Source organism: Bacillus sp. EAC (assembly GCF_002156875.1).
In the GTDB taxonomy this organism is placed as follows: domain Bacteria; phylum Bacillota; class Bacilli; order Bacillales; family Bacillaceae_G; genus Gottfriedia.
Genome location: NZ_NCSY01000011.1, coordinates 26991 through 49575, shown reverse-complemented (window position 1 = coordinate 49575; position 22585 = coordinate 26991). Strand labels below are relative to the sequence as shown.

The following is a 22585-nucleotide window of genomic DNA, read 5'->3' as shown; positions in this document are numbered from 1 at the left end:
AAAAGGAGGAAACAAATTGAAAACAACAAAAGATTTTTTAACAATGAAGGGTAATAAGGAACCAATCACAATGATTACAGCTTATGATTACCCATCAGCCTTATTAGCAGAAGCAGGTGAGGTAGATATGATTTTGGTCGGTGACTCACTTGGTAATGTTGTACTTGGTTATGATTCAACAATCAAGGTGACGGTTGATGATATGATTCATCATTCAAAAGCGGTAAAAAGAGGTGCGAAAAATACTTTTATTGTAACGGATATGCCATTTATGTCATATCACATTTCAAAAGAAGATGCTCTAAGAAATGCATGCCGAATTATGCAAGAAGGAAATGCAAATGCAGTAAAACTAGAAGGTGCAGATGAAAATGTTTTAGAAGTGATAAAAGCTTTAACTGCAGCAGGGGTGCCAGTTGTTGCTCACTTGGGATTGACTCCGCAATCAGTAGGGGTTTTAGGAGGATATAAAGTTCAAGCAAGAGATTCAGAAAGTGCTTTAAAGTTATTTAACGATGCTAAAAAGTGTGAAGAGGCGGGAGCATTTGCAATCGTTTTGGAATGTATTCCGAAGCAAATTGGAAAAGATATATCAGCAGATTTAACTATACCGACTATTGGAATTGGAGCGGGTGTCGATACGGACGGTCAAGTGTTAGTTTATCATGACTTAGTGACCTATGGAGTGGGTAAGGTAGCTAAGTTTGTAAAACAATATGCTGATATCCAAACAACGATCGAAAATGCTATTGCTTCATATGTTCAAGAAGTAAAAGCAAGACAGTTTCCGGATGCTAGTCATTCATTCACAATGAAAGAAGAACAGTTAAAGGCTTTATACGGGGGAAGTTCACAATGAAAGTTTTTCATACCATCAAAGATCTAAGAGAAGAATTAAAGCAAAATCGAAAAAATGACAAATCGATTGGTTTTGTGCCAACAATGGGTTATCTACATGAAGGCCATGTTACTTTATTAAAAGAGGCAAGAAATCAAAATGATGTTGTCGTTTTAAGTATCTTCGTTAATCCAACTCAATTTGGACCAAATGAAGATTTTGATCGTTATCCAAGAGATTTCGAAAGAGATGAAAAAATTGCTTTAAATGCTGGTGTTGATTGCCTCTTTTATCCAACAGTTGAAGAAATGTACCCAAATGATTTAAAATCGACTATGAAAGTAACTAAACGAGTAGATGTTCTATGTGGAGAAAAAAGACCAGGTCATTTTGATGGAGTAGCACTAGTTGTTTCAAAATTGTTCAATATTGTTCAACCTGACCAGGCTTATTTTGGATTAAAAGATGCACAACAAGTTGCTGTTATAGAAGGCTTAATTGAAGATTACAATATACCTGTTAAATTAAATGCTATACCAACTGTTCGAGAAGAGGATGGCTTAGCAAAAAGTTCAAGAAATATCTATTTAACAGAAAACGAACGACAAGAAGCTCCGGCTTTATATAGAAGTTTGAAAAATGCAGTTGAACAGATTAAAAATGGAGAACTAAATGTTAAAGCTTTAAAAGAAGGAATTACTTCAGCAATTACCAAAGAAACGTCGGGTGAGATTGATTATGTTAGTATCTTTTCATACCCTCAACTTGAAACAATGGAATCTGTTAGTGGGAAAATTATCATCGCATTAGCAGTTAAATTTTCAAATGCTCGACTTATCGATAATATAATCGTTGCAATTTAATGTATACTAGGGGGAAATATCATGATTCGTACAATGATGAGAGCAAAACTGCATAGAGCAACTGTAACAGAAGCAAATTTAAATTATGTAGGTAGTATTACAATCGACGAAGATTTAATGGATGCCGTTGATGTCCTAGAAAATGAAAAAGTTCAAATTGTAAATAATAATAATGGTGCTCGACTTGAGACATATGTTATCCCTGGGAAGCGTGGCAGTGGTGTTATTTGTCTTAACGGAGCCGCAGCAAGATTAGTTCAAGAAGGAGACAAAGTTATTATTATAGCATACGGTCAAGTTGAGGAAGAAAAACTTGATCAACATACACCGAATATTGCTATATTAAATGATGCGAACGAAATTGTTGAAATGATTGGAAAAGAAATTGCAGGGACAATTAAGTAATGGAAATCCCCTCTTTAGGGGATTTTTTTGTATTGTTTAAATTGTTTTATGCAAAATATCTATATAGAGAAATTGGAGGTGGCAAAATATGAATAAATTTGTTGTCGTTGACCTAGAAACAACAGGTAACAATAATAGGGGTCAAGATCGTATTATTCAAATTGCAGCCTTTGTACTTGAAGACGGAGAAGTAATCGAACAATTTTCAAGCTTTGTAAATCCAAATATCGAAATTCCAGCTTTTATCACAGAGTTAACTGGAATTTCAAAAGATATGGTAAAGTTTGCTCCACAATTCGAGCAAATTGCAGAAGAATTCTATCCGATTTTTAAAAATGCTTATTTTGTAGCACATAATGTTCATTTTGATTTAACTTTTTTACAAAAAGAATTTGAGAGAATCGGCCTACCTAGAATCACCCCGTTAGCGATTGACACAGTGGAACTAACTAGGGTACTATTTCCTACTTTAACAAGTTATAAACTATCTGATTTAGCCAGAGTCTTTAACATACAGCATGAAAATCCGCATCAAGCTGATAGTGATGCAGAAGTTACGGCCGAATTATTAACAATTTTATTAAAAAAACTCGAAGGATTGCCTTATGCTTCCTTAAAAATTTTAGAAAAATTGAGTAAGAATTTTAAAAGTGATATTACATATTATATTTCAGATCTTATTCAAAAAAAATCTGATTTAATTGTTAATGAGAACAATGATATAGAAGAATTCAGAAGAATTGCTATTAAAAAGAGTCGTTTTAGCATGCCGCATGAAGAAGAGGATTTCGTTGAGTTTGAAGAACAACTTAAGTTTGAATTAGAAGAGAGAATGGCTGTTGAAATGCCAATCTTTATTAAAAGAGAAGAACAATTTACGTATATGAAAGATGTTTTTAATGCGTTTGAGTCAAAAAAGATTTTATTAGCTGAAGCTAACACTGGAGTAGGGAAGACTTTTGGGTATTTAATTCCTGCAGCATTTTTCTCAAAGCAACATGGTAAACAAGTTATCATTAGTACTAGTACAATCTCATTACAAAAGCAAATCATTAAAAAACACTTACATACAGTTGAGAAGGTATTACCTTTTCAATTGAAAACTGCATCAATCCAGAGTAAAAAAAATTATTTATGTTTACAAAAATATGAGTATGTCGTTAGCGAGTTTGATGATAACTACGACAGTATTTTATCAAAAGCCATGATTGCAGTTTGGTTAACTGAGACTGATAATGGAGAATTGGATGAGTTATCCTTACCCTCAGGTGGAATACACTTATGGGAAAGAGTTTGTTGTAGTGAAGAAAGTGAAAATAAAAGATCAAATCCATGGTTTCATAAATGCTTTTATCAGCGTGCAAAAAACCAATTATTACTTGCCGACCTAATCGTAACAAACCACGCGTATTTATTATCAACCCTAAAAAACAAAGATCATTTACTTAATTCAGTGAAAACCATCGTAATTGACGAAGCACACTCCCTTGAAGAGACTTCTTCTAAAACTTTTGGAATTACATTTTCATGCTTAAAATATTATCAATATTTAAGCAGATTAAGTACATCAGATAGTTCTGAATTAGTACATCGTTTATATAAAAATGATGAACTTTCACCAACAAGAGAAAAATGGTGGAAAAAGATTGATCATTTAATTAAAGAAATTAAATATGAGTCTGAAGAACTGTTTCGATTAATAAGAGATTTTATACTTTCAAAACAAAATGAATTTGATAAAGAAAATATAAGACAGTCAATTACATTAGGTGATAATATAACTTCAAGTCAAAATTGGAAAGTTATTTTAGAATGTGCAAATCGATTATTTGATACGAATAATATGTTTTTTATAGAATGTGATCAGTATTTAAAATTAACCGAGAACCAAAAGTCCACTTCTTATAAAAGGTCAATGATTTCCGAATTCAAAATGATTGTTGAACAATTAATGATTATGAAAAATGGTCTTCATGAAATATTATTCGATAGAAATGATGAGTTTATCTGCTGGATGGACACTGAGGCTAAAGGCTCGTTCCATACGACAATGCTTTATTGTGAAAAAGTAAATAATGCAGATTTAATTCAAAAATATTTAATTGAAGAACGCGATTCGATCATACTGACATCTGCAACAATGTCAATTAATGATTCATTTTCATATATAAAATCTACTCTAGGATTACATGAAGATCAATTGAAAGAAAAAATATATCCGGTTCCATCTGACTTCGGTCAGGGTATGAAAGTATATATTCCTACAGATTTAAATGGTATTAAAGAAGTTTCGCAAGAAGAGTATGCTTCTCAAACATCACAAGCAATTAGTAAAATAATTAATTCAGTAAATGGTAGAACTTTAGTTTTATTTACTGCATTTGATTTGTTGAAACAAACATATGACAACTTAATGCAGGATATAAACTCAATTAATGCTTCAGTTTTGGCACAAGGTTTTTCTCCAGGTGGAAAACAAAAGTTAATTAAACAGTTCCTTCAATCAAAACAAACAATTTTATTAGGGACTAACACTTTTTGGGAAGGAATTGACTTGCCAAATGAAGAATTAGATTGTTTAATCATTGTTCGTTTACCATTCACGAACCCTGAAAAACCTATGTTCATTGCTAAATCAAAATTATTAAAAAATGCTGGTGAAAATTCATTTTCTAGTTTAGCTTTACCGTTAGCTGTTTTTAAATTTAGACAAGGGTACGGTCGTTTGATACGAAACGAACAAGATCAAGGTTCACTTTTTGTTTTAGACAATCGGATTATAAATGCTAAATATGGAAAAGAATTTTTAAAGTTGATTCCAGAAAACAAAATCCACATAAATACACTTGAGAATTTATTAAAAGATTTTTAATTTTTTTTGAACAATTAGCATGAGAATAGTAGCAGTTACAGGTATTTCGTATGGTATAATGTCAATATTGTGATGTATTTATCTAGTCAATTTAGGAGGAGCAACATGAATACAAAGATTGAAGTATTATCGACAACTAAGATTGAATACACAAAGGATTTATATAAAATTGTTGATAGTTTAAATCGCACTTTAAAAGAAAAAGATTTAATGTTTGGACTTGCACTTGATAAAGAAAATCAAGAGAATGCAGTTTTTACAATTTATCGAACTTAAATGAGGTATATATGAAAAAATGGTTAGTCATCCTTGGATTAAGCATCATTTTCCTTGCGTTATTTTTGATTTCTACAATTCAATCTTCACTTTCTCCACTTAACAATGAAAAGTCGAAGGCCGAAGACATTGTTTTAAATGAAGGCTATCTTAAAAACGTATCCAGCTCTGATTATTATCATGGTAAAGAAAAAGCAGTCATCGTACGTGGAAAAGATAATTCAAATAAAGAGATCATTGCTTGGGTTCAAGGTGAGGATGTAATCGTAAGGAAAAAAAGCGATGGTTTATCAAAAGAGGAAATAATTCAAAAAGTTGTAAGTGAACGTGGTCCTAAAGAAATACATAAAGTAAAGCTAGGAATAGAGAACAAAATTCCATTATGGGAAGTAGTATATATAGATCAAAATGGCCGTTATAATTTTTATTATGCTGCTTTTGAAAATGGTGAGCTTTTAAAACGTTATAGTATCTAGGGGGAAACAAGATGAAATTAGCAAAAAGAGTAAGCGCACTGACACCATCTACAACACTAGCTATTACAGCAAAAGCAAAAGAAATGAAAGATAGTGGGATCGACGTAATCGGATTAGGCGCTGGTGAACCTGATTTTAATACGCCAGCACCAATCATTGAAGAGGCTTATTCTGCAATGAAAAATGGTCAAACTAAATATACACCTTCGAATGGATTACCTACACTTAGAAAAGCAATTTGTGATAAATTATTGAAGGACCAAGGATTAACTTATTCACCTGCGGAAGTCGTTGTAACAAATGGTGCAAAACATGCACTTTATACTTTATTTCAAGCTATTTTGGATTCGGGTGATGAGGTTATCATTCCAACACCTTATTGGGTGAGTTATCCAGAACAAGTTATTTTAGCAGAAGGTGTTCCTGTTTTTATAGAAGGATTTGAGCATCAACATTTTAAAGTAACTCCTGAACAAATCGAAGCAGCAATTACTGATCATACAAAGGCGATTATTATTAACTCTCCAAGTAACCCAACAGGAATGATTTATACTGAGGAAGAATTAAAAGCTATTGGTGATGTCTGTTTAAAACATGATATATTAATCATTTCAGACGAAATTTATGAAAAATTAGTGTATGATGGAGCAAAACATACTTCGATTGCTGAGTTAAGTCCTGAGATAAAAGATCAAACAATTATTATTAATGGTGTGTCTAAATCTCATTCAATGACTGGTTGGAGAATTGGTTATGCTGTTGGTAATAAAACAATTATAAATGCAATGACAAACCTTGCTAGTCATTCTACATCAAATCCTACAACTATGGCTCAAATTGCGACAATTAAAGCGTATGAGTTAGGTGATGGACCTGTTGATGAAATGAAGGTTGCATTCGAAGCTCGATTAAATAAGACCTATAATCGTTTAATCACTATACCTGGATTTAGTTGCGTAAAACCAAATGGTGCATTTTATCTTTTCCCGAATGTAGCTGAAGCGGCAAAAATTGCAGGATTTAAAAATGTTGATGAATTTGCAACAGAACTATTAGAAAAAGCTAATGTTGCTGTTATTCCTGGTTCAGGCTTTGGCTCACCAGATAATATTCGTTTATCATACGCTACATCTCAAGAACAATTAGATAAAGCTCTAGAGCGCATTGAGCAATTTATGAAAGCAAGTATCCCAAGCTAAGCAAATGCTTAGCTTTTTCTCTTTAACAAACGATATAAATTCCGATAATTTTTACAAGGGAACAAGTTAATTTAATGTTTCTGTCAATTTTTATCGGATTACGTTGATATAGAGCGCTTTGAAGGGTATAATGAATATGTTTATAGGAAAATTTTAATAATTTATACATAAGTTTTGGAGGGTTATTTTTGAAAACAACAATTTCACAAGTACATAAATATGTTGACCAAACAGTAACAATCGGTGCTTGGTTAGCTAATAAACGTTCAAGCGGTAAAATTGCATTTCTTCAACTTCGTGATGGATCAGGATTCATTCAAGGGGTTGTAGTAAAAGAAGAAGTAGGTGAAGAGCTTTTTCAAGTTGCAAAAGGATTAACACAAGAGACTTCACTTTATGTAACAGGTACTGTTCGTAAAGAAGAACGTTCTCCACTTGGATATGAGTTAAATGTTACTGGGCTTGAAGTAATTCATGAGTCAGTTGATTTTCCAATTACTCCAAAAGAACACGGAACAGAATTCTTAATGGATAATCGTCATCTTTGGTTACGTTCTCGTAGACAGCATGCTGTTATGAAAATTCGTAATGAAATTATCCGAGCAACTTATGAGTTCTTCAATGAAAATGGTTTCGTTAAAGTTGACCCACCAATCTTAACAGGAAGTGCTCCAGAAGGTACTACTGAATTATTCCATACGAAATATTTTGATGAAGATGCGTATCTATCTCAAAGTGGTCAACTTTATATGGAAGCAGCAGCGATGGCTCTTGGAAAAGTATTTTCTTTTGGTCCAACATTCCGTGCTGAAAAATCAAAAACACGTCGTCATTTAATTGAGTTCTGGATGATCGAGCCAGAAATGGCATTTATGGATCAAGAAGATAACTTAGTTGTACAAGAAAACTATGTTTCACATTTAGCACAATCTGTATTAAAAAATTGCCAATTAGAATTAAAAACTTTAGGTCGTGATGTTTCTAAACTTGAAAACATTAAAGCGCCATTCCCAAGAATTTCATATGATGATGCAATTAAGCTGTTAAATGAAAAAGGGTTTGATGACATTCAATGGGGCGATGATTTTGGAGCTCCACATGAAACTGCAATCGCAGAAACATTTGATAAACCAGTATTCATAACAAATTACCCTGCTAAAATTAAATCATTCTATATGAAGCCAGACCCAACGAACCCAGAAGTTGTATTATGTGCAGACTTAATTGCTCCTGAAGGTTATGGTGAAATCATCGGTGGTTCTCAACGTATCGATGATTATGAATTATTAGCACAACGTTGTGAAGAACATGGACTAACTTCAGATGCTTATAAATGGTATATGGAATTACGTCAATACGGTTCAGTTCCACATTCAGGCTTCGGTCTTGGATTAGAACGTACTGTAGCATGGTTATCTGGTGTTGAACACGTTCGTGAAGCAATTCCATTCCCACGTTTATTAAACAGACTGTATCCATAATTAAATCAAATATTAGGCGAGTTTTTAGCCATATAAAAGATAAACTAAAATAGAGGTATGCTACACATGCCTCTATTTATTTTTTATTTTAAGTCGCTTCGTTACTGTTTATTTCTCTTATGTAAACATGCTATACTATGCTAGAGGTGTTCGAAGTGAATAAAAATAGCATTATAAACTGGATAGAATTTGGAAACATCAGTATTCCAAATTTACTCCTTAGCAACTATTCTTCTCTAAACATAAATGAAGAACAACTTGTAATGATTCTTCAACTTTATTCTTTTCAACAACAAGGTCAATCGTTTCCAACACCATCTCAGTTATCTATGAAAATGTCCATAAATGATCAAAAATGTATGGAAGTTATTCGTGAACTTCTAAAAAAGGGCTTATTAGAAATCATTGAACAAACTGATGATCAAAACATGCGCTCTGAATCATATTCACTATCACCATTATGGTTAAAACTTATAAATTCATCTGAAGATGTACAGCAAGAAGTGGAAGAAAAACAAATGATTCCATCTATTATTGAGCAAAATGAGGAATCTATTTTTTCTGTTTTCGAGAAAGAATTTGGAAGATTACTGTCACCATTTGAAATTGAGACATTAACAATGTGGATGGATCAGGATGATCATAATGAAAAATTGATTAAAGTAGCATTAAAAGAGGCTGTAATAAGTGGAAAGTTAAACTTTCGTTATATCGATCGAATTCTTTTTGAGTGGAAAAAGAATGGAATTAAACAAGTTGACCAAGCAATGAATTATAGTAAGAATTTCAGGAAAAAAGAAACTCAAAAGAATCAACCTGAAACAAAATATACTGGATCTATTCCTTTTTATAATTGGCTTGAAAAGTAAAGCGAGGACATGCTCCTCGCTTTTTTAGTAAGGGGTGTAAAATGATGTTAAATAAACTTCAAATTAAGGAAGTATTAAGTACTATTGGGGAAATGTTCCCAGATGCACATTGTGAATTAAATCATAAAAATCCATTTGAGCTAGTCATTGCTGTGGCATTGTCCGCACAGTGTACTGACGTATTAGTAAATAAAGTGACGAAATCTTTATTTGAAAAATATCAAATACCGCAAGATTATTTAAATGTCTCATTAGAAGAATTACAGAATGATATCCGTTCAATTGGACTATTTAGAAATAAAGCAAAAAATATTCAAAAACTTAGTGAAATGATTCTTAATGATTTTGATGGGGAAGTACCTAAAACTAGGGAAGAGTTAGTTAGTTTACCAGGAGTAGGTAGAAAGACTGCAAATGTTGTCATGTCTGTAGCCTTTAATATTCCTGCTATTGCGGTGGATACACATGTTGAACGGGTTTCAAAACGTTTAGCTATTTGCCGTTGGAAGGATTCTGTTTTGGAAGTAGAAGAAACGTTAATGAATAAGGTACCCAAAGTAGAATGGGGAGTCACACATCATCGTCTAATCTTTTTTGGTCGGTATCATTGTAAAGCTCAAAGACCACAATGTGAGACTTGTCCATTACTTAGCATATGTAGAGAAGGTAAAAAACGAATGAAAGCGAAGAAGTGAGATGAATAATAAAAGCATACATGAAAAATTTTTAATTGATCCTTTTTATCCAGCAAATGGTTTTGAAAATAATGATCGCTTGAAAATAAATAATTTGCCATTTTACTATGAAAGCAACCACTTATTGTCTACTAATGAATTGAAAATTCCTCAGAATAGTGATGAGCTAATTACTGAAATGTTTAAAGACTGGAAAGAAGAAAATGAACTTCTCACGTCTTATTTTAGAGAGCGAAATCGCAAATTAGCACTTGAACCAATGGTAAGGGGACTAGCCAATCTTATAACGATCAATACATGGATAAACGATGTAATGTTAACTACTTTAGACAATTTACTAGTAGATTTAGATCAGTTAGCTATTAAACCAATAAATTTAATTGAACGAATCAGCTTTGTTTTAAAGCAACCTGATCATTATCATTCCTTTATACAATTAACTGGTCTTTATACGGAATTAGAGAAACTATATGTAAAACAAAAAATAACCTCCTCAAAATGAGGAGGTTATTTTTTATGCTGTTATTTTATTTGAATTCCATTTATTCGTACGGTAATAATTATCAAAATTAAATGAAGTAGGGTTTGTGTTAACACCTTTATTATTATCACTTGGTTTTGTTGGGTTATTTGGATCTGGTATTATTGGAAGTCCAGTTCCATCATCAGTACCTTCATCAACTCCACCATTTCCGTTGCCATTCCCATTTCCGTTGCCGTTGCCATTTCCGTTGCCATTCCCATTTCCGTTTCCGTTTCCGTTTCCGTTTCCGTTGCCGTTGCCATTCCCGTTACCGTTTCCATTGCCATTTTGATCATCAGGAGGAGTAGTAGGTTCTTGAGTAGCACTTAAATCCACAGTAACAGTTACAGGATTACTTTTACCTTCCTCACTTGTAGCAACAATCGAAATTTTTACGACATCGCCTGGTACAATTCCATTAATGCTTGTAGCTGTACCTTGGATTTTTTGAGTTTGACCTTTTTGACCATTCACATCATAGTTAACTTCGAACGATGTAGAAGGTAGTAAATCAGCAGGGTATTGCCAATTTAAAGAGATATTACTTGTTACTGGATCATAATTTGCAGTTACATTTTTAGCAGGCTCTAAAACTTTATCATGAGGAACATCGTCCATTTTTTCGCCTTTAATATATAATTCATCTCTTTCTTGTACAACAGAATCTGGTTTATGGAATTCAGAGTTTCGATCACCGGTAGCAGCAAGCATATCTCTAGCGATATATTTTGCTATTTTCGTCGAACTTGCTCCTAAATAGTGGTCTTTTTTATTTTTCTCATAACCAGTCCAAACTGAAACAGTCACATCTGGTGTGAATCCAACAAACCAGCTATCGCGAGTAGCGTTAGAAGGAAAACCATATTTCTGTTTTACTTCATCTGGATAGTTTGTAGTACCTGTTTTACCTGCCATATCAAGACCAGGTACGTTTGCGATTCCACCTGTACCGATTGAAGATTTAACAACATCACGAAGCATATCAGTAACCATATATGCTGTATAATCGCTCATTGCTTGTTTTGGTTCTGGAGTTAGTACTTTTTCAGTTTTATCTTGGTAAATAATTTTTGTTACTGCATGCGGTTTAATATAAACTCCACCGTTACCAAATGCGGCATAGGCTCCAGCCATTTGCATTGCAGATACACCAGTAAATCCACCAATTGAATATGATTCATAAAAATTATCTTTTGACGGTAAATCTAATCCTAAACCAAGACCAAACTCACGTGAGCGTTCCTTCCCAACTGCTTGGAAAGTCTTTAGAGCTGGTATATTTCTTGAATCTGCGAGTGCATAACGAATACTTAATTGCTTTTTATATCTTTTATCCCAGTTATTAATAGGAGTACCATCAGAATACGTATATGGCTCATCCACTAGTTGGTGGAAAGTAGACCATTTTAAATATTGAATTGCAGGACCATAATCTAAAACTGGCTTAATAGATGAACCAGGTTGTCTTTTTATATCTTTAGCAAAGTTAATTCCACCAGTTGTCGTATTTCTACCAGCACCAACAGCTCGAATTTCACCTGTTTTCGTATCAGTTAATACGAAACCTGTTTGGAATTCTTTACTAGGGTAGAAATCAGATCCACGATTAATAATTTCATCAGCTTTTTCTTGCGCCTTAGGATCAATTGTCGTTTCAATTGTTAAACCATCTGTATAAACATTTGCATCACCATTTTTTTCAACTTCATCAATGACAACGTCTAAAAACGCTTGATATTTTGTACGTTCAGGTTCGTGTAATTTAACCATTTCTTTCATAGGAATTGCTTTTGATTGATTGTATTTCTCTTCTGAAATATAACCATACTTCTTCATTTGACTTAAAACAATATTTCTTCTGTTTTCTGATTGTTGAGGGTGTTTTGCCGGATTAAAATTATTCGGGCTTTGTACCATACCTGCTAGTGTAGCAGCTTCAGGCAGCGTTATTTTAGAAATATCTTTACTAAAATATGTTTCACTTGCTTTAGCAACACCATAAACACCACGACCATTTAGACCATTTGAAAAGTAAACTTTATTTAAATACATTTCTAAGATTTGTTGTTTAGAATATTTTTGTTCTAATTGGAATGCTAAGTACCATTCCTGAACTTTACGTTTAATCGTTTTTTCAGGTGATAAGAATGAATTCTTAACTACTTGTTGAGTAATTGTACTACCACCTTGAGAACCGAATCCACCAGTAATATTGGCTAAAACAGCACCAAATACACGGCGAATATCGACACCTTTATGTTTAAAGAATCGCACATCTTCAGTAGCGATAAATGCATCTTCTACGACTTTAGGAATTTCATTATACGATACTTTTGTTCTTTGTTCTCTTCCCAATTCTGCAAACACATGTCCATTTTTGTCTAATACAGTTGAAGACAACGGATCTTTTAATTTTGATTCATCTAATTTTGGGGCACCACTAACTAAATAATAAAAACCACCGACTCCAAGTAGTATACAAACGACCGCAACTGTTAATATTGATAAAGTGATTTTTTTCCATAAACCTTCTCGTTTTTTGGGTGTTCCTTTTGAAGGCTTTTCCATACGTTTACGTTCTTCTCGTGAACGATATTCTTTTGCCATCTAATTTCTCCTGCCTTTCAATACGAACCTAATGAATTAATTTTTAAATTACATAAAGTTCATCAATACATTTTAAGTAAGGAACGATAATAGGATAACTTGCTTTTAGCAATGTTCCAAACTCTTGACATTCTTCTCTAGAGATTGATTTTCGTCCGCCTTCTTGTTGCCTTTGCCAAAAGGTAAGAATATCGGAAGCTTTCATAAAATAAATTTCATTATATAATGAAAATTTTAATATGACAAACGAAATCCCACCATGATTTATGACATCTTCCATATGCTTAATTTGATGTAAATGAAAATTTTGTAGTGGGAAGCTAGTTTTATTATTTGTTTCTTTTGCTTCAAAATCAATGTATTTCCCTTTGTAAATGCCATTGTAATCAGTAGTTGAAGGTTGTTTAAAATAGGCTTCTCTAATAACCGCAGCACTTCGTTTTGGATAATCAACTTTAACTATTTGTACAGGTGTTGGCTTTTTATGTATGTTAGCTATGCTGTTTGCTAAATAATACGTATTAGTAGCATTTAAATCATCTTCAAGTGACATTCCTCGATTACTATAAGTATTTCCTGATTTTGAAATCAATTCATTACTTTTTTGAATTAAATTATTTTTTCGATTAGGGTACATTATTGTCATAAAACCAACTCCACCATTAAATTACATCCATCGAATATTATAACACTAAAACAGACGTTCGTGTTAAAAACTACCAGAATGCTTGGAGTGATTAAATGACTGTAAGACACGATAGTTGGAAGGAATATATAAGGAATAGAAGAAATGGGCATTCCATTTTAAGTAATGAAAATGAGCTAATTGAATTGATACAAAATGAAACTACTCGAAATAATCGTGATAATATTTCAAGAACGATTGCATATCAAGATTATTTTTTTAGGATGAAAGATATTCATTGGTCTTTTCTAGCAAGTATGGTTTCACGAAATGCAGGATATAACATGACTGATTTAAAACAAATTAACTTTAAAAATGGTTTAAGTGAGAAACAACGAAAACAATTATTTTTAACGTATGAAAGGGCGAACTGGATAATCTTTCAAGACGCATTTCCCCAATTACTTATTTTTGAATATTCAATGATAAATAATAACCCATTATTTTATTTGCTAAAGTATTTTTCAGTATCTAGTTTTATGGAAATAGAGTGGGAGAAGTATTGGACAGATCGAGATAAAGTTAGATTAGTTTTTTCTCTCATTATTAATGAACAGAATATGATCGAGAAACCAGTCATACAAGATCCGTATTTTAAAAATGAGGTATTTGATTCATTATCTTTTAAACTTCAAGAACAATTAAAATTAAGTAGTGTAGTCTTTCCAACATTAACTGGTGAATTATATGGATTACCTATCTCACAATTCCAAGAATTAACTAAACGGATTCAAATAGGGAAACAATTATATTCAATTTTATTTAAAAAGGATCTAACTAATCATTTTATAGATTTTGCAAAGAGTAAGGTTCATACAGGAAGTAGAAGTGATTATGAAGAAATAATTGGGATTTCAAAATCGAATAATCCAAAATTAAGGGACGTATATCCTATGATTCCCCATAGAAGAAATTCCGAATTTGATTGGTATGATCAGAAAAAAATCGAATTGGAATGGTATAAATCAGAAGAATATTTAAGTGAGTACAATTACAAAGAAACCTTTTTAATAAAACAAGAAGTTATGGTTTCGCTACTAAAAATGAAGTCTTTCTTTCAATAAACTACATGATCGTATTTACTATATTATAGAAAAGGACCAGGAAGGCTTATAAAACCTTTTACTGGTCCTTTTCTAATACTTGTAGGTCCCACAGGAAGTGGGTCATGCAAAGTCAAAACAATAGGTTATGAACTTAGCATGTGTTCAAATTGACCCTACACTTTTTATGTAGCTGGGAAGTTTGGTCCATCTAATTTCGGGTTGCCTGTTTGTTGATTTTTACTTTTTTCTTGTTTTTTCTTTTTTACATTTTTGTTTTTTGCCATAAGTAACACCTCCCAATAATAACTTTCCCAAATGTTTAATGACTTACAAATAAATTTTGTCGAAAATGAAGATAGAAATATAAAAATACACTTTGTTTAGCGAAAAAGTACTAGTTTTGTCAGCAGGGAAGGAGCTTAGAATTATATGTTGAATTAGTCTGTATAAGAAAATAGTTAAAAGAAGAAGAGGGGTTGAACTGTATGGAGTTAATCCAAAGAGTAGATTTTTTTCGAGCAATTGATGAATTTTTAAATGAGGTTGAATTTATTGAACACTCTTTAGCTTTAAGAATGAATCAAAAATGTGAAGAAGAAAAAAACTCACTATTAAGTAAGATACAGTCAACTAATGTTCATCTTCACCATTTTGAAAAGAAAGTAAATGAAGCAAATGAAGGTGGGATTTTTACTTCGACACCATTATTAGGTAGAAAATTAGCGTTTAATTTATAAATGATACTTTACAATAAATAAAGCGATGCACTTTTACAAATAAGTGAAAGTGCATCGCTTTATTTTTATTTATTAGTTTTGTTCAACAAACAGGTTTATTTGCGCCAAATAGTTCAAGCTCTTTTATTAATTCTCGATAGTGTTGAATTGTTACTTCACCGTTTAGGTAATTTTGTTGTAAAAAGTCCATTAATTGATTAAGATCTGTTGGTTCAAAGCTCTTTAATGAAATAAACTTATTTTTCAATTCTAGTAGTGTCATTATTACCCCTCCAACATGAAAATTAAATAAAATACTTGTTTAACTATTTAAAATGTATCATAAATATTTAAGATTTTAATTTTTTTAAAAATTTAAACTTCCGACATATATTGACATCTATCTAGAGTAAGAGTTTTTTGTGTAACAGATTAGGCATTTACATCATATCCTTATATAAAAGAAAAAAATGGGTGTGAGAAAATGAAACATCAAATGTTTCCACCAAATCAAATAGATAACAGTTTTGACTGGTTTAGAAATCAAAATCAGTTGCATGACAATACCTTTAATTTTCATGAAAATAATCAATTTCAAAATGAAATGTCCAGGTATTATGGAAACGTCATCCAACCATTTCCACAAAATCCAACTCAGTCTCAAATTCAACCAGCACATACTATTCAGCCACCACAATCAGTTCAAATGATGGAATCATCTCCTTATGGAAATCCAACAACAACAATGGGTCAGCAAGTTGAGGGGCAATTTACGAATGGAGGCGAAGGGGGCACAATGATGTCAAATCCGTATGAGTATTATCCAGGGCAACAGATGAGTTATCAAGCCCCTCAAACAAGTCAGTTACAGAACTATCCAACGTATCTATTTAATCCTCAAACTGAAGGGATTTCTGGCTATGGACAAAACGGTGTGATGCAAAATCAAAATCCTTATTACCAAATGGGACCCACCAATCCTGGAACGCATTTAAATTATCAAGGAGCCCCTGTACAAAATTATCAAGGATATCCTGGACACCCACAGGCACAAATGATGCAAGGTGGTCAAACTGGATCAGGGCCATTCTCTGCTCCAGCCATGTTTGCTCCGAGTACACCTTATCCAACACAACCTAAGCAGTTAAATCAACAATCAAGCAACACACAAAGTTTTCAAATATCATCATTATTAAATCAGTTTAAAAATAGCTCTGGATCATATGACGTTCCTAAGATGATGTCAACAGCAGGGCAAATGATGAACACAATGAATCAAGTTGGAGGCATATTTAAACAAATCGGAGTTTTCTTTAAATAACAACTTATTATTAAAATAAAATAACAAGCCAGGAAAACCTGGCTTGTTATTCATTTCTAGATAAAGAGTGAACGAGCTTATAGCGGTCAGCTCGATAAACAGTTAATTCATGTTCAAGAACTTTACCACTTCGTAAATAAGTTGTACGATCAATTGATAATACAGGTGAGTTAATTGGAATTTCTAATAATTTTGCTTCGCTTTCAGTTGCTAATCTAGCTTGGATGGACTGATCGGCATATTGTATTGGATCCGGAATGTTTGAAATAACATAATCATAAAATGATTTTTCAAGTATACTTTTACTTAAGTTAGGTGCGATATCACATGGAACGAAAATGCTTTCAATTGACATCGGCTTGGAATCGGCTAATCGAACTCGTTTAATTCTATAAATCGAATCAGATTCATTAATTTTAAGAATACTCGCTAATGTTGGATCAGAATATGTGATTTCAAATTCAATTAACTTACTACTTGGTTTTAAACCTCTTTCAATCATTTCTTCCGTATAGCTATTTAATCTGCTAATCTTTTTTTCAACTTTTTGTCGACTAACAAATGTACCTTTTCCTTTTTGGCGATAGACAAATCCATCTTGCACTAAATTATTTAATGCCTGTCGTACTGTCATACGAGATATTTGGAATTTTTCAGAAAACTCTCTTTCTGATGGGATTAATTCATCCGCTGGATATTCCCCAGATGTAATTTTTGTTTTTATATATTCTAATAATTGATGATAGATTGGAATAGGTGAATTTTTGTTAATCATTATATACTCCTTGTATAGCTATATATTTACATTTTTGGTAAATAAACCGGTTTCAATATTCATTTTAAAGGAATATAAGCCATTCGGCAACGTTTGTATCACATCGTTAAATGTCAAAATATTTAAACTTTTATATTTGAATCATTTTATAGTTGTGAAATTTGTACAAACCTTTTAAAATTAAAAATGTTGACATTCAAGAAAAATTGAGATAATGGAGAGAGAAGGATTGAAAAACACGATACTTTTTTTATTTTTTGTCACTTTAACACTGACACTTATTATTTTTACAAGTTTTAAGCAAGCATTATATATGATTCTTGGATAAGGATTAGATATAGAAATACATCATTGTAAACTGCATCAATTGTCTTTAATCGAACAGTAGAACAAATTATATTTAAAAATATAATTGAATGAACAAAAAGAGGTATTAAAACACCTGCTTTAAAAGAATGCTTAATCCCTCAAAGAGCTTCAATTACTTGAAATAATTAGTTTGACACCCACTGAAGTTGAATTCTACTGATAAATGTTAATCATAAAATGTAAAGTTTACCTCAATAATATATTCTACATTTAATATAGCTTTTCATTTCGTAATATATTTTGCAATATAACAACTCAAACTAACTTTTATTTACAATGAAACTAACAAATCTGTCAAAAAGTAGATAGGGAGAACTAATGATAGTTCTTCCTATTTAATGTGAGGACCCTATGAAAGTATTACTTGTCTCGGGATACAAATCTTTTGAATTAGGTATATATTCAAACAAACATGATGCTGTAAATTACATAAAGAATGCAATAAAAAACAAAATAGAAACACATATTTATGAAGGTTTAGAGTGGATTATTATTTCGGGTCAAATGGGGACTGAATTATGGTCTGCTGAAGTAGTATTTGAACTTCAAAGTGAGTTTCCTGAGTTGAAACTAGGGATTTTTACACCTTATGAAGACCAAGAAAAAAATTGGAACGAAACGAATAAAACATATTATGAAGAAATCTTAATTGGAGCAGATCATGTCGATTCGATATCTAGAAAACCGTATGAATCTCCGTTACAATTAAAAGCTAGAAATGAATTTTTGATCAGTAAAAGTAATGGTTGTATTTTACTTTATGATACAGAAAAAGAGGGCTCTCCAAAATTTTTATATGAGCTTGCGTTAAAAAAACAGGAACAAACTAGCTATTCCATCGAATTAATTACATTTGATGATTTACAAGTGATTGCTGAGGAATCATTTGAGAATGACAAGGAAGATTATAGGGAATTATAGAATAGATAATTGACAATTTATAAAGTCTTTGGAACAATAGAAGGTAAATATTTCTAAATGTTTTGGGGTGACACACATGGAATCAATAAAAATTAAACTAAGTATTAAAGATATCCTAAACAAAGAGTTTAAAGTATCTATGCGCGGGTATAATCAAGAAGAAGTGGATCAATACTTAGATACCATTATTAAGGATTATGAATCGTTTCAAAATCAAATAGTAGCCCTACAACAAGAAAATGCAAAGTTTAAAAAATTATTAGAAGATCAAAATCAAAAAAGTACAGTTTCACCTTTTAATAATACGAATACTGATATTCTAAAAAGATTATCTAATTTGGAAAAACAAGTATTTGGTAGTAAACTATTCGAATAATTTTAATTAGAATTATATTTTAAGAAAGCATTGCAAACTAAAGTAGAATTTACTATACTAATTAATGTTCGTTTCATTATGTTCGGGTAATCGCTGCAACGCATGACGTTGTTGAGGAAAGTCCATGCTCGCACAGACCTGAGATGGCTGTAGTGTTCGTGCCTATCGAAGTCATAAGATAGGGTAGCTGTCAAAAGCTAACGGCAGGGAACGGGCCTAAGTCCTTTGGATATGGCTCTACTACCTTTAAAGTGCCACAGTGACGTAGTCCTCGAAGAAATGAGAGGAGTGGAACGCGGTAAACCCCACGAGCGAGAAACCCAAATTATGGTAGGGGAATCCTTTCGAAGGAATTGAACTAAGAAAGGGACAGATTATTCTGTAGATAGATGATTACCACCTTTTGTACGAGGCTTATAGCCGTTTGTAGTACGTAGGAACAGAACATGGCTTACAGAACATATGAAATGATGAAACTGTTAAAAACTCTCTATTCATTGGAGAGTTTTTTGTAATTTTGACGAAATTTGTTAATAATGAAATTAAGAAATGAATTTAAGTATGAAAATAATAAGGAAAAGTACATTCTTTTTTAGAATGAGATAGGTGGAAAAATTGTCAAAATACACATTGATTGCAACTGCTGCTATGGGGATCGAAGCATTAGTTGCTAGAGAAGTTAAAAGCTTAGGGTTTGAAGACGTTCAAGTTGAAAACAGTCGAGTATTATTTAAAGCTGATGAAGATGGAATTGTAAAAGCTAATTTATGGTTAAGAACAGCCGATCGAGTAAAACTTCGAGTAGGTGAATTTAAAGCAACTTCATTTGATGAATTATTTGAAAAAACAAAAGCTTTGCCATGGCATAAATTTATTCCAAGAAATGGTCAATTTCCTGTTACTGGTAAATCTCAAAAATCTAAATTATTTTCTGTATCAGATTGTCAGGCGATTGTAAAAAAAGCGATTGTTGATAAATTAAAAACGATTCAAAATGTTCAAGGTATGTTAGTTGAAGATGGTCCATTATTCCGTGTAGAAGTTTCAATTTTAAAAGATATTGTTACATTAACGATTGATACAACTGGTCGTGAAGGATTACATAAAAGGGGCTACCGTGTAGAACAAGGTGAAGCACCTTTAAAAGAAACACTAGCAGCTTCATTAATACTACTTACTAATTGGAATGCCGATTTACCATTTGTTGATCCATTTTGTGGATCTGGTACAATACCTATCGAAGCAGCGTTAATTGGTCAAAATATAGCTCCAGGTTCGTTTAGAAGTTTTGCATCTGAAGAATGGCATTGGATTGGTAAAAAACGTTGGGATGAAGCAAGACAAGAAGCTGAGGATTTAGCTAATTATGATCAAAAATTAGAAATTATCGGTTCTGATATTGATCACCGTATGATTCATGTTTCCAAAGCGAATGCAGATGAAATTGGATTATCAGACTCAATATCATTTAAACAAATGCAGGTAAAAGATTTTACGACAAGGCTTGATTATGGTTATGTTGTAACGAACCCTCCTTATGGAGAACGATTAAATGATCGACCGTATGTTGAAAAATTATATACTGATATGGGTAGCGTATTTACGAAACTAGATACTTGGTCGACGTATGTTTTAACAAGCCATGAAGGGTTTGAACAATTTTACGGTAAACCTGCAACGAAAAAACGAAAATTATTTAACGGATTTATTAAAACGGACTATTATCAATATTTTGGGAAGCGTCCGCCGAGAAATACTGAAGAGAATTGATTTGAAAAAGGTACTAATTAGACATTTAATTAGTACTTTTTTAATTAATTTTATAAATTTATAGCAGGAACAATTCTAAATCCATGATTCTTTTCGAGTAGATTTGCTACATGCCAATTTGTTTCAGCTCTACTTTTATATTGTGTAACCATGTCATGAAACTCTTCTTTTGAAAAATTTTTCTCGTGTTGTAATAAATAAAGATCTCTTACAACACTTAAGTCATCGTTCGTGTCAAAATTAGATTGAATAAGTGAATACAAATACATGCTAATCCTCTCCCGAATAATTATTAGTGTGGTTAATACATGTTTATTAGTTTTCCCAATTTCATTGAGTTAATATTTAATTTTCATTTGTATTTGTGAGGGTTTAATATATTGGACTATTAGTTTATTTGTTAAAATGTCAGTAAGGAAAAATTATGTAAAGGGAGATATTCATGAAGAAACCTCGTATTGGTATGGTCGGATTAGGTAATATAGCTCAAAAAGCTTATTTACCTATACTTTCGAAAGAAACAAACTGGAGCTTTGAAGGAGCTTTTTCTCCAAGTAAAGATAAACGTAAAGCGATATGCTCACAATATCGAATTCCGGATTTTGATAGTATCGAAAAACTTGCGGATCATTGTGATGCAGTATTTGTTCATAGTGCTACTAGTACACATTATGAAGTTGTATCTTTACTGTTATCATTAGGGAAAGATGTATATGTTGATAAACCACTAGCATCAAGTGTTACAGAAGCAGAGAAATTAGTTGAGTTAAGTATTCGAAAAAGTCGAAAATTAATGGTTGGGTTTAACCGTCGATTTAGTCCAATGTATATTCAAGCTAAGGAAAATGCAAAAAATATTGCGTCTATAAGATTTGAAAAGCATCGAACGAATAGCATAGGTCCACAATCATTTGAATTTACGATGTTAGATGATTATTTACATCTAGTTGATACGGTTAGATGGTTAGCAAATGGAGAATTAAGTACTGTTTATGGCAAATTAAAAATTAATAATGATAATTCACTTATGTATGCAAGCCATGTATATGAATCGTCTAACGGTTTCACATTGAATACAGAGATGCATCGAAAAGCGGGAACGAATCTGGAAAAATTAGAATTGATTACAGATGGATCAATAATTAGAGTAAAGAATATGAATTCAATGGAAATTGAAGCTAATGACAATGTTATTAAATCATTTCCAGGATCATGGGAGTCTACATTAAAGCAAAGAGGTTTCGAAGATTGTGTACATCATTTTATAAATTGCATTCATAGTGATGAAAAACCGACCGTTGACGGTGAGGAGGCTTTGAAATCACAATTGATTGTTGAAAAGCAATTAAAGGAAGGTCTAATTCAGGAAATAAAAGAATAGTATGAAGTGCGATTTAGTGAGATGGAATTGAAAAAATGAAGTAGTCACTTTCCTATCTATTGTACTTTCTTAGATTTTTTTGTATGATAGCGTTTAGAGACTATAATTAAACTTCATATGT

General features: G+C 32.1%; 23 protein-coding genes and 1 other RNA gene. 19 read left to right on the top strand and 5 right to left on the bottom strand.

What is annotated here, in order from left to right:
• The first annotated feature begins 16 nt into the window (after window positions 1-16).
• The 11 genes from panB (at window position 17) to B7R65_RS17420 (ending at window position 10476) form a co-directional block, all read left to right on the top strand.
• Complete coding sequence (gene panB, locus B7R65_RS17470) at window positions 17-859, top strand: 3-methyl-2-oxobutanoate hydroxymethyltransferase (protein ID WP_088044126.1); 843 nt, start codon at window positions 17-19, stop codon at window positions 857-859.
• Entirely contained in the window at window positions 856-1701 is an 846-nt protein-coding gene (panC, locus tag B7R65_RS17465; protein ID WP_088044125.1) for a pantoate--beta-alanine ligase, read from the top strand. Before panB ends, panC begins: the two co-directional genes overlap by 4 nt.
• A 21-nt stretch (window positions 1702-1722) precedes the next feature.
• Window positions 1723-2106: an aspartate 1-decarboxylase gene (gene panD / locus B7R65_RS17460; RefSeq protein WP_088044124.1), complete on the top strand. Its 384-nt coding sequence runs from the start codon at window positions 1723-1725 to the stop codon at window positions 2104-2106.
• Window positions 2107-2194: 88 nt separating this feature from the next.
• The gene (dinG, locus tag B7R65_RS17455) at window positions 2195-4978 is read left to right on the top strand and encodes an ATP-dependent DNA helicase DinG (RefSeq protein WP_088044123.1); all 2784 of its coding nucleotides are present in this window, start codon (window positions 2195-2197) and stop codon (window positions 4976-4978) included.
• 105 nt (window positions 4979-5083) lie between these two features.
• Complete coding sequence (locus tag B7R65_RS17450) at window positions 5084-5254, top strand: YpmA family protein (protein WP_088044122.1); 171 nt, start codon at window positions 5084-5086, stop codon at window positions 5252-5254.
• 11 nt (window positions 5255-5265) lie between these two features.
• A complete protein-coding gene (locus B7R65_RS17445) occupies window positions 5266-5730 on the top strand; it encodes a cell wall elongation regulator TseB-like domain-containing protein (protein ID WP_088044121.1) in 465 nt (154 codons plus the stop codon).
• An 11-nt stretch (window positions 5731-5741) separates the two neighbouring features.
• Window positions 5742-6929, top strand: a complete 1188-nt coding sequence (locus B7R65_RS17440) for a pyridoxal phosphate-dependent aminotransferase (protein ID WP_088044120.1) — start codon at window positions 5742-5744, stop codon at window positions 6927-6929.
• Window positions 6930-7117: 188 nt separating this feature from the next.
• Window positions 7118-8410 carry an asparagine--tRNA ligase gene (gene asnS / locus B7R65_RS17435; RefSeq protein ID WP_088044119.1) on the top strand — a complete coding sequence of 431 codons (1293 nt, stop codon included), beginning with the start codon at window positions 7118-7120 and terminating at the stop codon, window positions 8408-8410.
• Between the two features lie 155 nt (window positions 8411-8565).
• Window positions 8566-9279 carry a DnaD domain-containing protein gene (locus B7R65_RS17430; RefSeq protein ID WP_142288275.1) on the top strand — a complete coding sequence of 238 codons (714 nt, stop codon included), beginning with the start codon at window positions 8566-8568 and terminating at the stop codon, window positions 9277-9279.
• 44 nt (window positions 9280-9323) lie between these two features.
• Window positions 9324-9974, top strand: coding sequence for an endonuclease III (gene nth, locus B7R65_RS17425; protein ID WP_088044117.1), 651 nt, complete (start codon window positions 9324-9326; stop codon window positions 9972-9974).
• A gap of 1 nt (window position 9975) precedes the next feature.
• The gene (locus B7R65_RS17420; RefSeq protein WP_088044116.1) at window positions 9976-10476 is read left to right on the top strand and encodes a YpoC family protein; all 501 of its coding nucleotides are present in this window, start codon (window positions 9976-9978) and stop codon (window positions 10474-10476) included.
• 12 nt (window positions 10477-10488) lie between these two features.
• Here the strand turns inward: B7R65_RS17420 and B7R65_RS17415 are convergent, their stop codons facing one another.
• Window positions 10489-13104, bottom strand: a complete 2616-nt coding sequence (locus B7R65_RS17415; protein WP_088044115.1) for a transglycosylase domain-containing protein — start codon at window positions 13102-13104, stop codon at window positions 10489-10491.
• Between the two features lie 43 nt (window positions 13105-13147).
• Window positions 13148-13750 carry a Holliday junction resolvase RecU gene (recU, locus tag B7R65_RS17410; protein WP_088044114.1) on the bottom strand — a complete coding sequence of 201 codons (603 nt, stop codon included), beginning with the start codon at window positions 13748-13750 and terminating at the stop codon, window positions 13148-13150.
• Window positions 13751-13845: 95 nt separating this feature from the next.
• On the opposite strand from recU, the gene B7R65_RS17405 reads away from it, so the two are divergent.
• Both B7R65_RS17405 and B7R65_RS17400 read left to right on the top strand, forming a co-directional pair.
• Complete coding sequence (locus B7R65_RS17405) at window positions 13846-14853, top strand: DUF2515 family protein (RefSeq protein WP_088044113.1); 1008 nt, start codon at window positions 13846-13848, stop codon at window positions 14851-14853.
• A gap of 467 nt (window positions 14854-15320) precedes the next feature.
• Entirely contained in the window at window positions 15321-15572 is a 252-nt protein-coding gene (locus tag B7R65_RS17400; RefSeq protein ID WP_088044112.1) for a hypothetical protein, read from the top strand.
• 82 nt (window positions 15573-15654) lie between these two features.
• Here the strand turns inward: B7R65_RS17400 and yppF are convergent, their stop codons facing one another.
• Window positions 15655-15834 (bottom strand): YppF family protein, encoded by a 180-nt coding sequence (yppF, locus tag B7R65_RS17395; RefSeq protein WP_088044111.1) that lies wholly within the window; start codon window positions 15832-15834, stop codon window positions 15655-15657.
• 201 nt (window positions 15835-16035) lie between these two features.
• Between yppF and B7R65_RS21930 the strand changes: the two genes are divergently transcribed.
• Window positions 16036-16872, top strand: a complete 837-nt coding sequence (locus B7R65_RS21930) for a YppG family protein (RefSeq protein ID WP_306298487.1) — start codon at window positions 16036-16038, stop codon at window positions 16870-16872.
• 46 nt (window positions 16873-16918) lie between these two features.
• Here B7R65_RS21930 and B7R65_RS17385 read toward each other — a convergent pair whose 3' ends face one another.
• The gene (locus B7R65_RS17385) at window positions 16919-17647 is read right to left on the bottom strand and encodes a GntR family transcriptional regulator (protein WP_088044110.1); all 729 of its coding nucleotides are present in this window, start codon (window positions 17645-17647) and stop codon (window positions 16919-16921) included.
• A gap of 720 nt (window positions 17648-18367) precedes the next feature.
• Between B7R65_RS17385 and B7R65_RS17380 the strand changes: the two genes are divergently transcribed.
• The 4 genes from B7R65_RS17380 (at window position 18368) to B7R65_RS17365 (ending at window position 21083) form a co-directional block, all read left to right on the top strand.
• Complete coding sequence (locus tag B7R65_RS17380) at window positions 18368-18937, top strand: SLOG family protein (protein ID WP_088044109.1); 570 nt, start codon at window positions 18368-18370, stop codon at window positions 18935-18937.
• Window positions 18938-19013: 76 nt separating this feature from the next.
• A complete protein-coding gene (gene gpsB / locus B7R65_RS17375) occupies window positions 19014-19313 on the top strand; it encodes a cell division regulator GpsB (RefSeq protein WP_088044108.1) in 300 nt (99 codons plus the stop codon).
• Between the two features lie 78 nt (window positions 19314-19391).
• Window positions 19392-19772, top strand: an RNA gene (gene rnpB / locus B7R65_RS17370) — RNase P RNA component class B.
• A gap of 156 nt (window positions 19773-19928) precedes the next feature.
• Window positions 19929-21083, top strand: a complete 1155-nt coding sequence (locus B7R65_RS17365; RefSeq protein ID WP_088044107.1) for a THUMP domain-containing class I SAM-dependent RNA methyltransferase — start codon at window positions 19929-19931, stop codon at window positions 21081-21083.
• Window positions 21084-21133: 50 nt separating this feature from the next.
• Here the strand turns inward: B7R65_RS17365 and B7R65_RS17360 are convergent, their stop codons facing one another.
• Entirely contained in the window at window positions 21134-21352 is a 219-nt protein-coding gene (locus B7R65_RS17360; protein WP_088044106.1) for a hypothetical protein, read from the bottom strand.
• 173 nt (window positions 21353-21525) lie between these two features.
• Between B7R65_RS17360 and B7R65_RS17355 the strand changes: the two genes are divergently transcribed.
• Window positions 21526-22464 (top strand): Gfo/Idh/MocA family protein, encoded by a 939-nt coding sequence (locus tag B7R65_RS17355; protein WP_088044105.1) that lies wholly within the window; start codon window positions 21526-21528, stop codon window positions 22462-22464.
• Window positions 22465-22585: the final 121 nt, after the last annotated feature.

Coding starts and splice junctions, on each gene's coding strand:
- panC (WP_088044125.1), top strand. CDS start 856: ATGAAAGTTTTTCATACCATCAAAGATCTAAGAGAAGAATTAAAGCAA.
- panD (WP_088044124.1), top strand. CDS start 1,723: ATGATTCGTACAATGATGAGAGCAAAACTGCATAGAGCAACTGTAACA.
- dinG (WP_088044123.1), top strand. CDS start 2,195: ATGAATAAATTTGTTGTCGTTGACCTAGAAACAACAGGTAACAATAAT.
- B7R65_RS17450 (WP_088044122.1), top strand. CDS start 5,084: ATGAATACAAAGATTGAAGTATTATCGACAACTAAGATTGAATACACA.
- B7R65_RS17445 (WP_088044121.1), top strand. CDS start 5,266: ATGAAAAAATGGTTAGTCATCCTTGGATTAAGCATCATTTTCCTTGCG.
- B7R65_RS17440 (WP_088044120.1), top strand. CDS start 5,742: ATGAAATTAGCAAAAAGAGTAAGCGCACTGACACCATCTACAACACTA.
- nth (WP_088044117.1), top strand. CDS start 9,324: ATGTTAAATAAACTTCAAATTAAGGAAGTATTAAGTACTATTGGGGAA.
- B7R65_RS17420 (WP_088044116.1), top strand. CDS start 9,976: ATGAATAATAAAAGCATACATGAAAAATTTTTAATTGATCCTTTTTAT.
- B7R65_RS17415 (WP_088044115.1), bottom strand. CDS start 13,104: ATGGCAAAAGAATATCGTTCACGAGAAGAACGTAAACGTATGGAAAAG.
- recU (WP_088044114.1), bottom strand. CDS start 13,750: ATGACAATAATGTACCCTAATCGAAAAAATAATTTAATTCAAAAAAGT.
- B7R65_RS17405 (WP_088044113.1), top strand. CDS start 13,846: ATGACTGTAAGACACGATAGTTGGAAGGAATATATAAGGAATAGAAGA.
- B7R65_RS17400 (WP_088044112.1), top strand. CDS start 15,321: ATGGAGTTAATCCAAAGAGTAGATTTTTTTCGAGCAATTGATGAATTT.
- yppF (WP_088044111.1), bottom strand. CDS start 15,834: ATGACACTACTAGAATTGAAAAATAAGTTTATTTCATTAAAGAGCTTT.
- B7R65_RS21930 (WP_306298487.1), top strand. CDS start 16,036: ATGAAACATCAAATGTTTCCACCAAATCAAATAGATAACAGTTTTGAC.
- B7R65_RS17385 (WP_088044110.1), bottom strand. CDS start 17,647: ATGATTAACAAAAATTCACCTATTCCAATCTATCATCAATTATTAGAA.
- B7R65_RS17380 (WP_088044109.1), top strand. CDS start 18,368: ATGAAAGTATTACTTGTCTCGGGATACAAATCTTTTGAATTAGGTATA.
- gpsB (WP_088044108.1), top strand. CDS start 19,014: ATGGAATCAATAAAAATTAAACTAAGTATTAAAGATATCCTAAACAAA.
- B7R65_RS17360 (WP_088044106.1), bottom strand. CDS start 21,352: ATGTATTTGTATTCACTTATTCAATCTAATTTTGACACGAACGATGAC.
- B7R65_RS17355 (WP_088044105.1), top strand. CDS start 21,526: ATGAAGAAACCTCGTATTGGTATGGTCGGATTAGGTAATATAGCTCAA.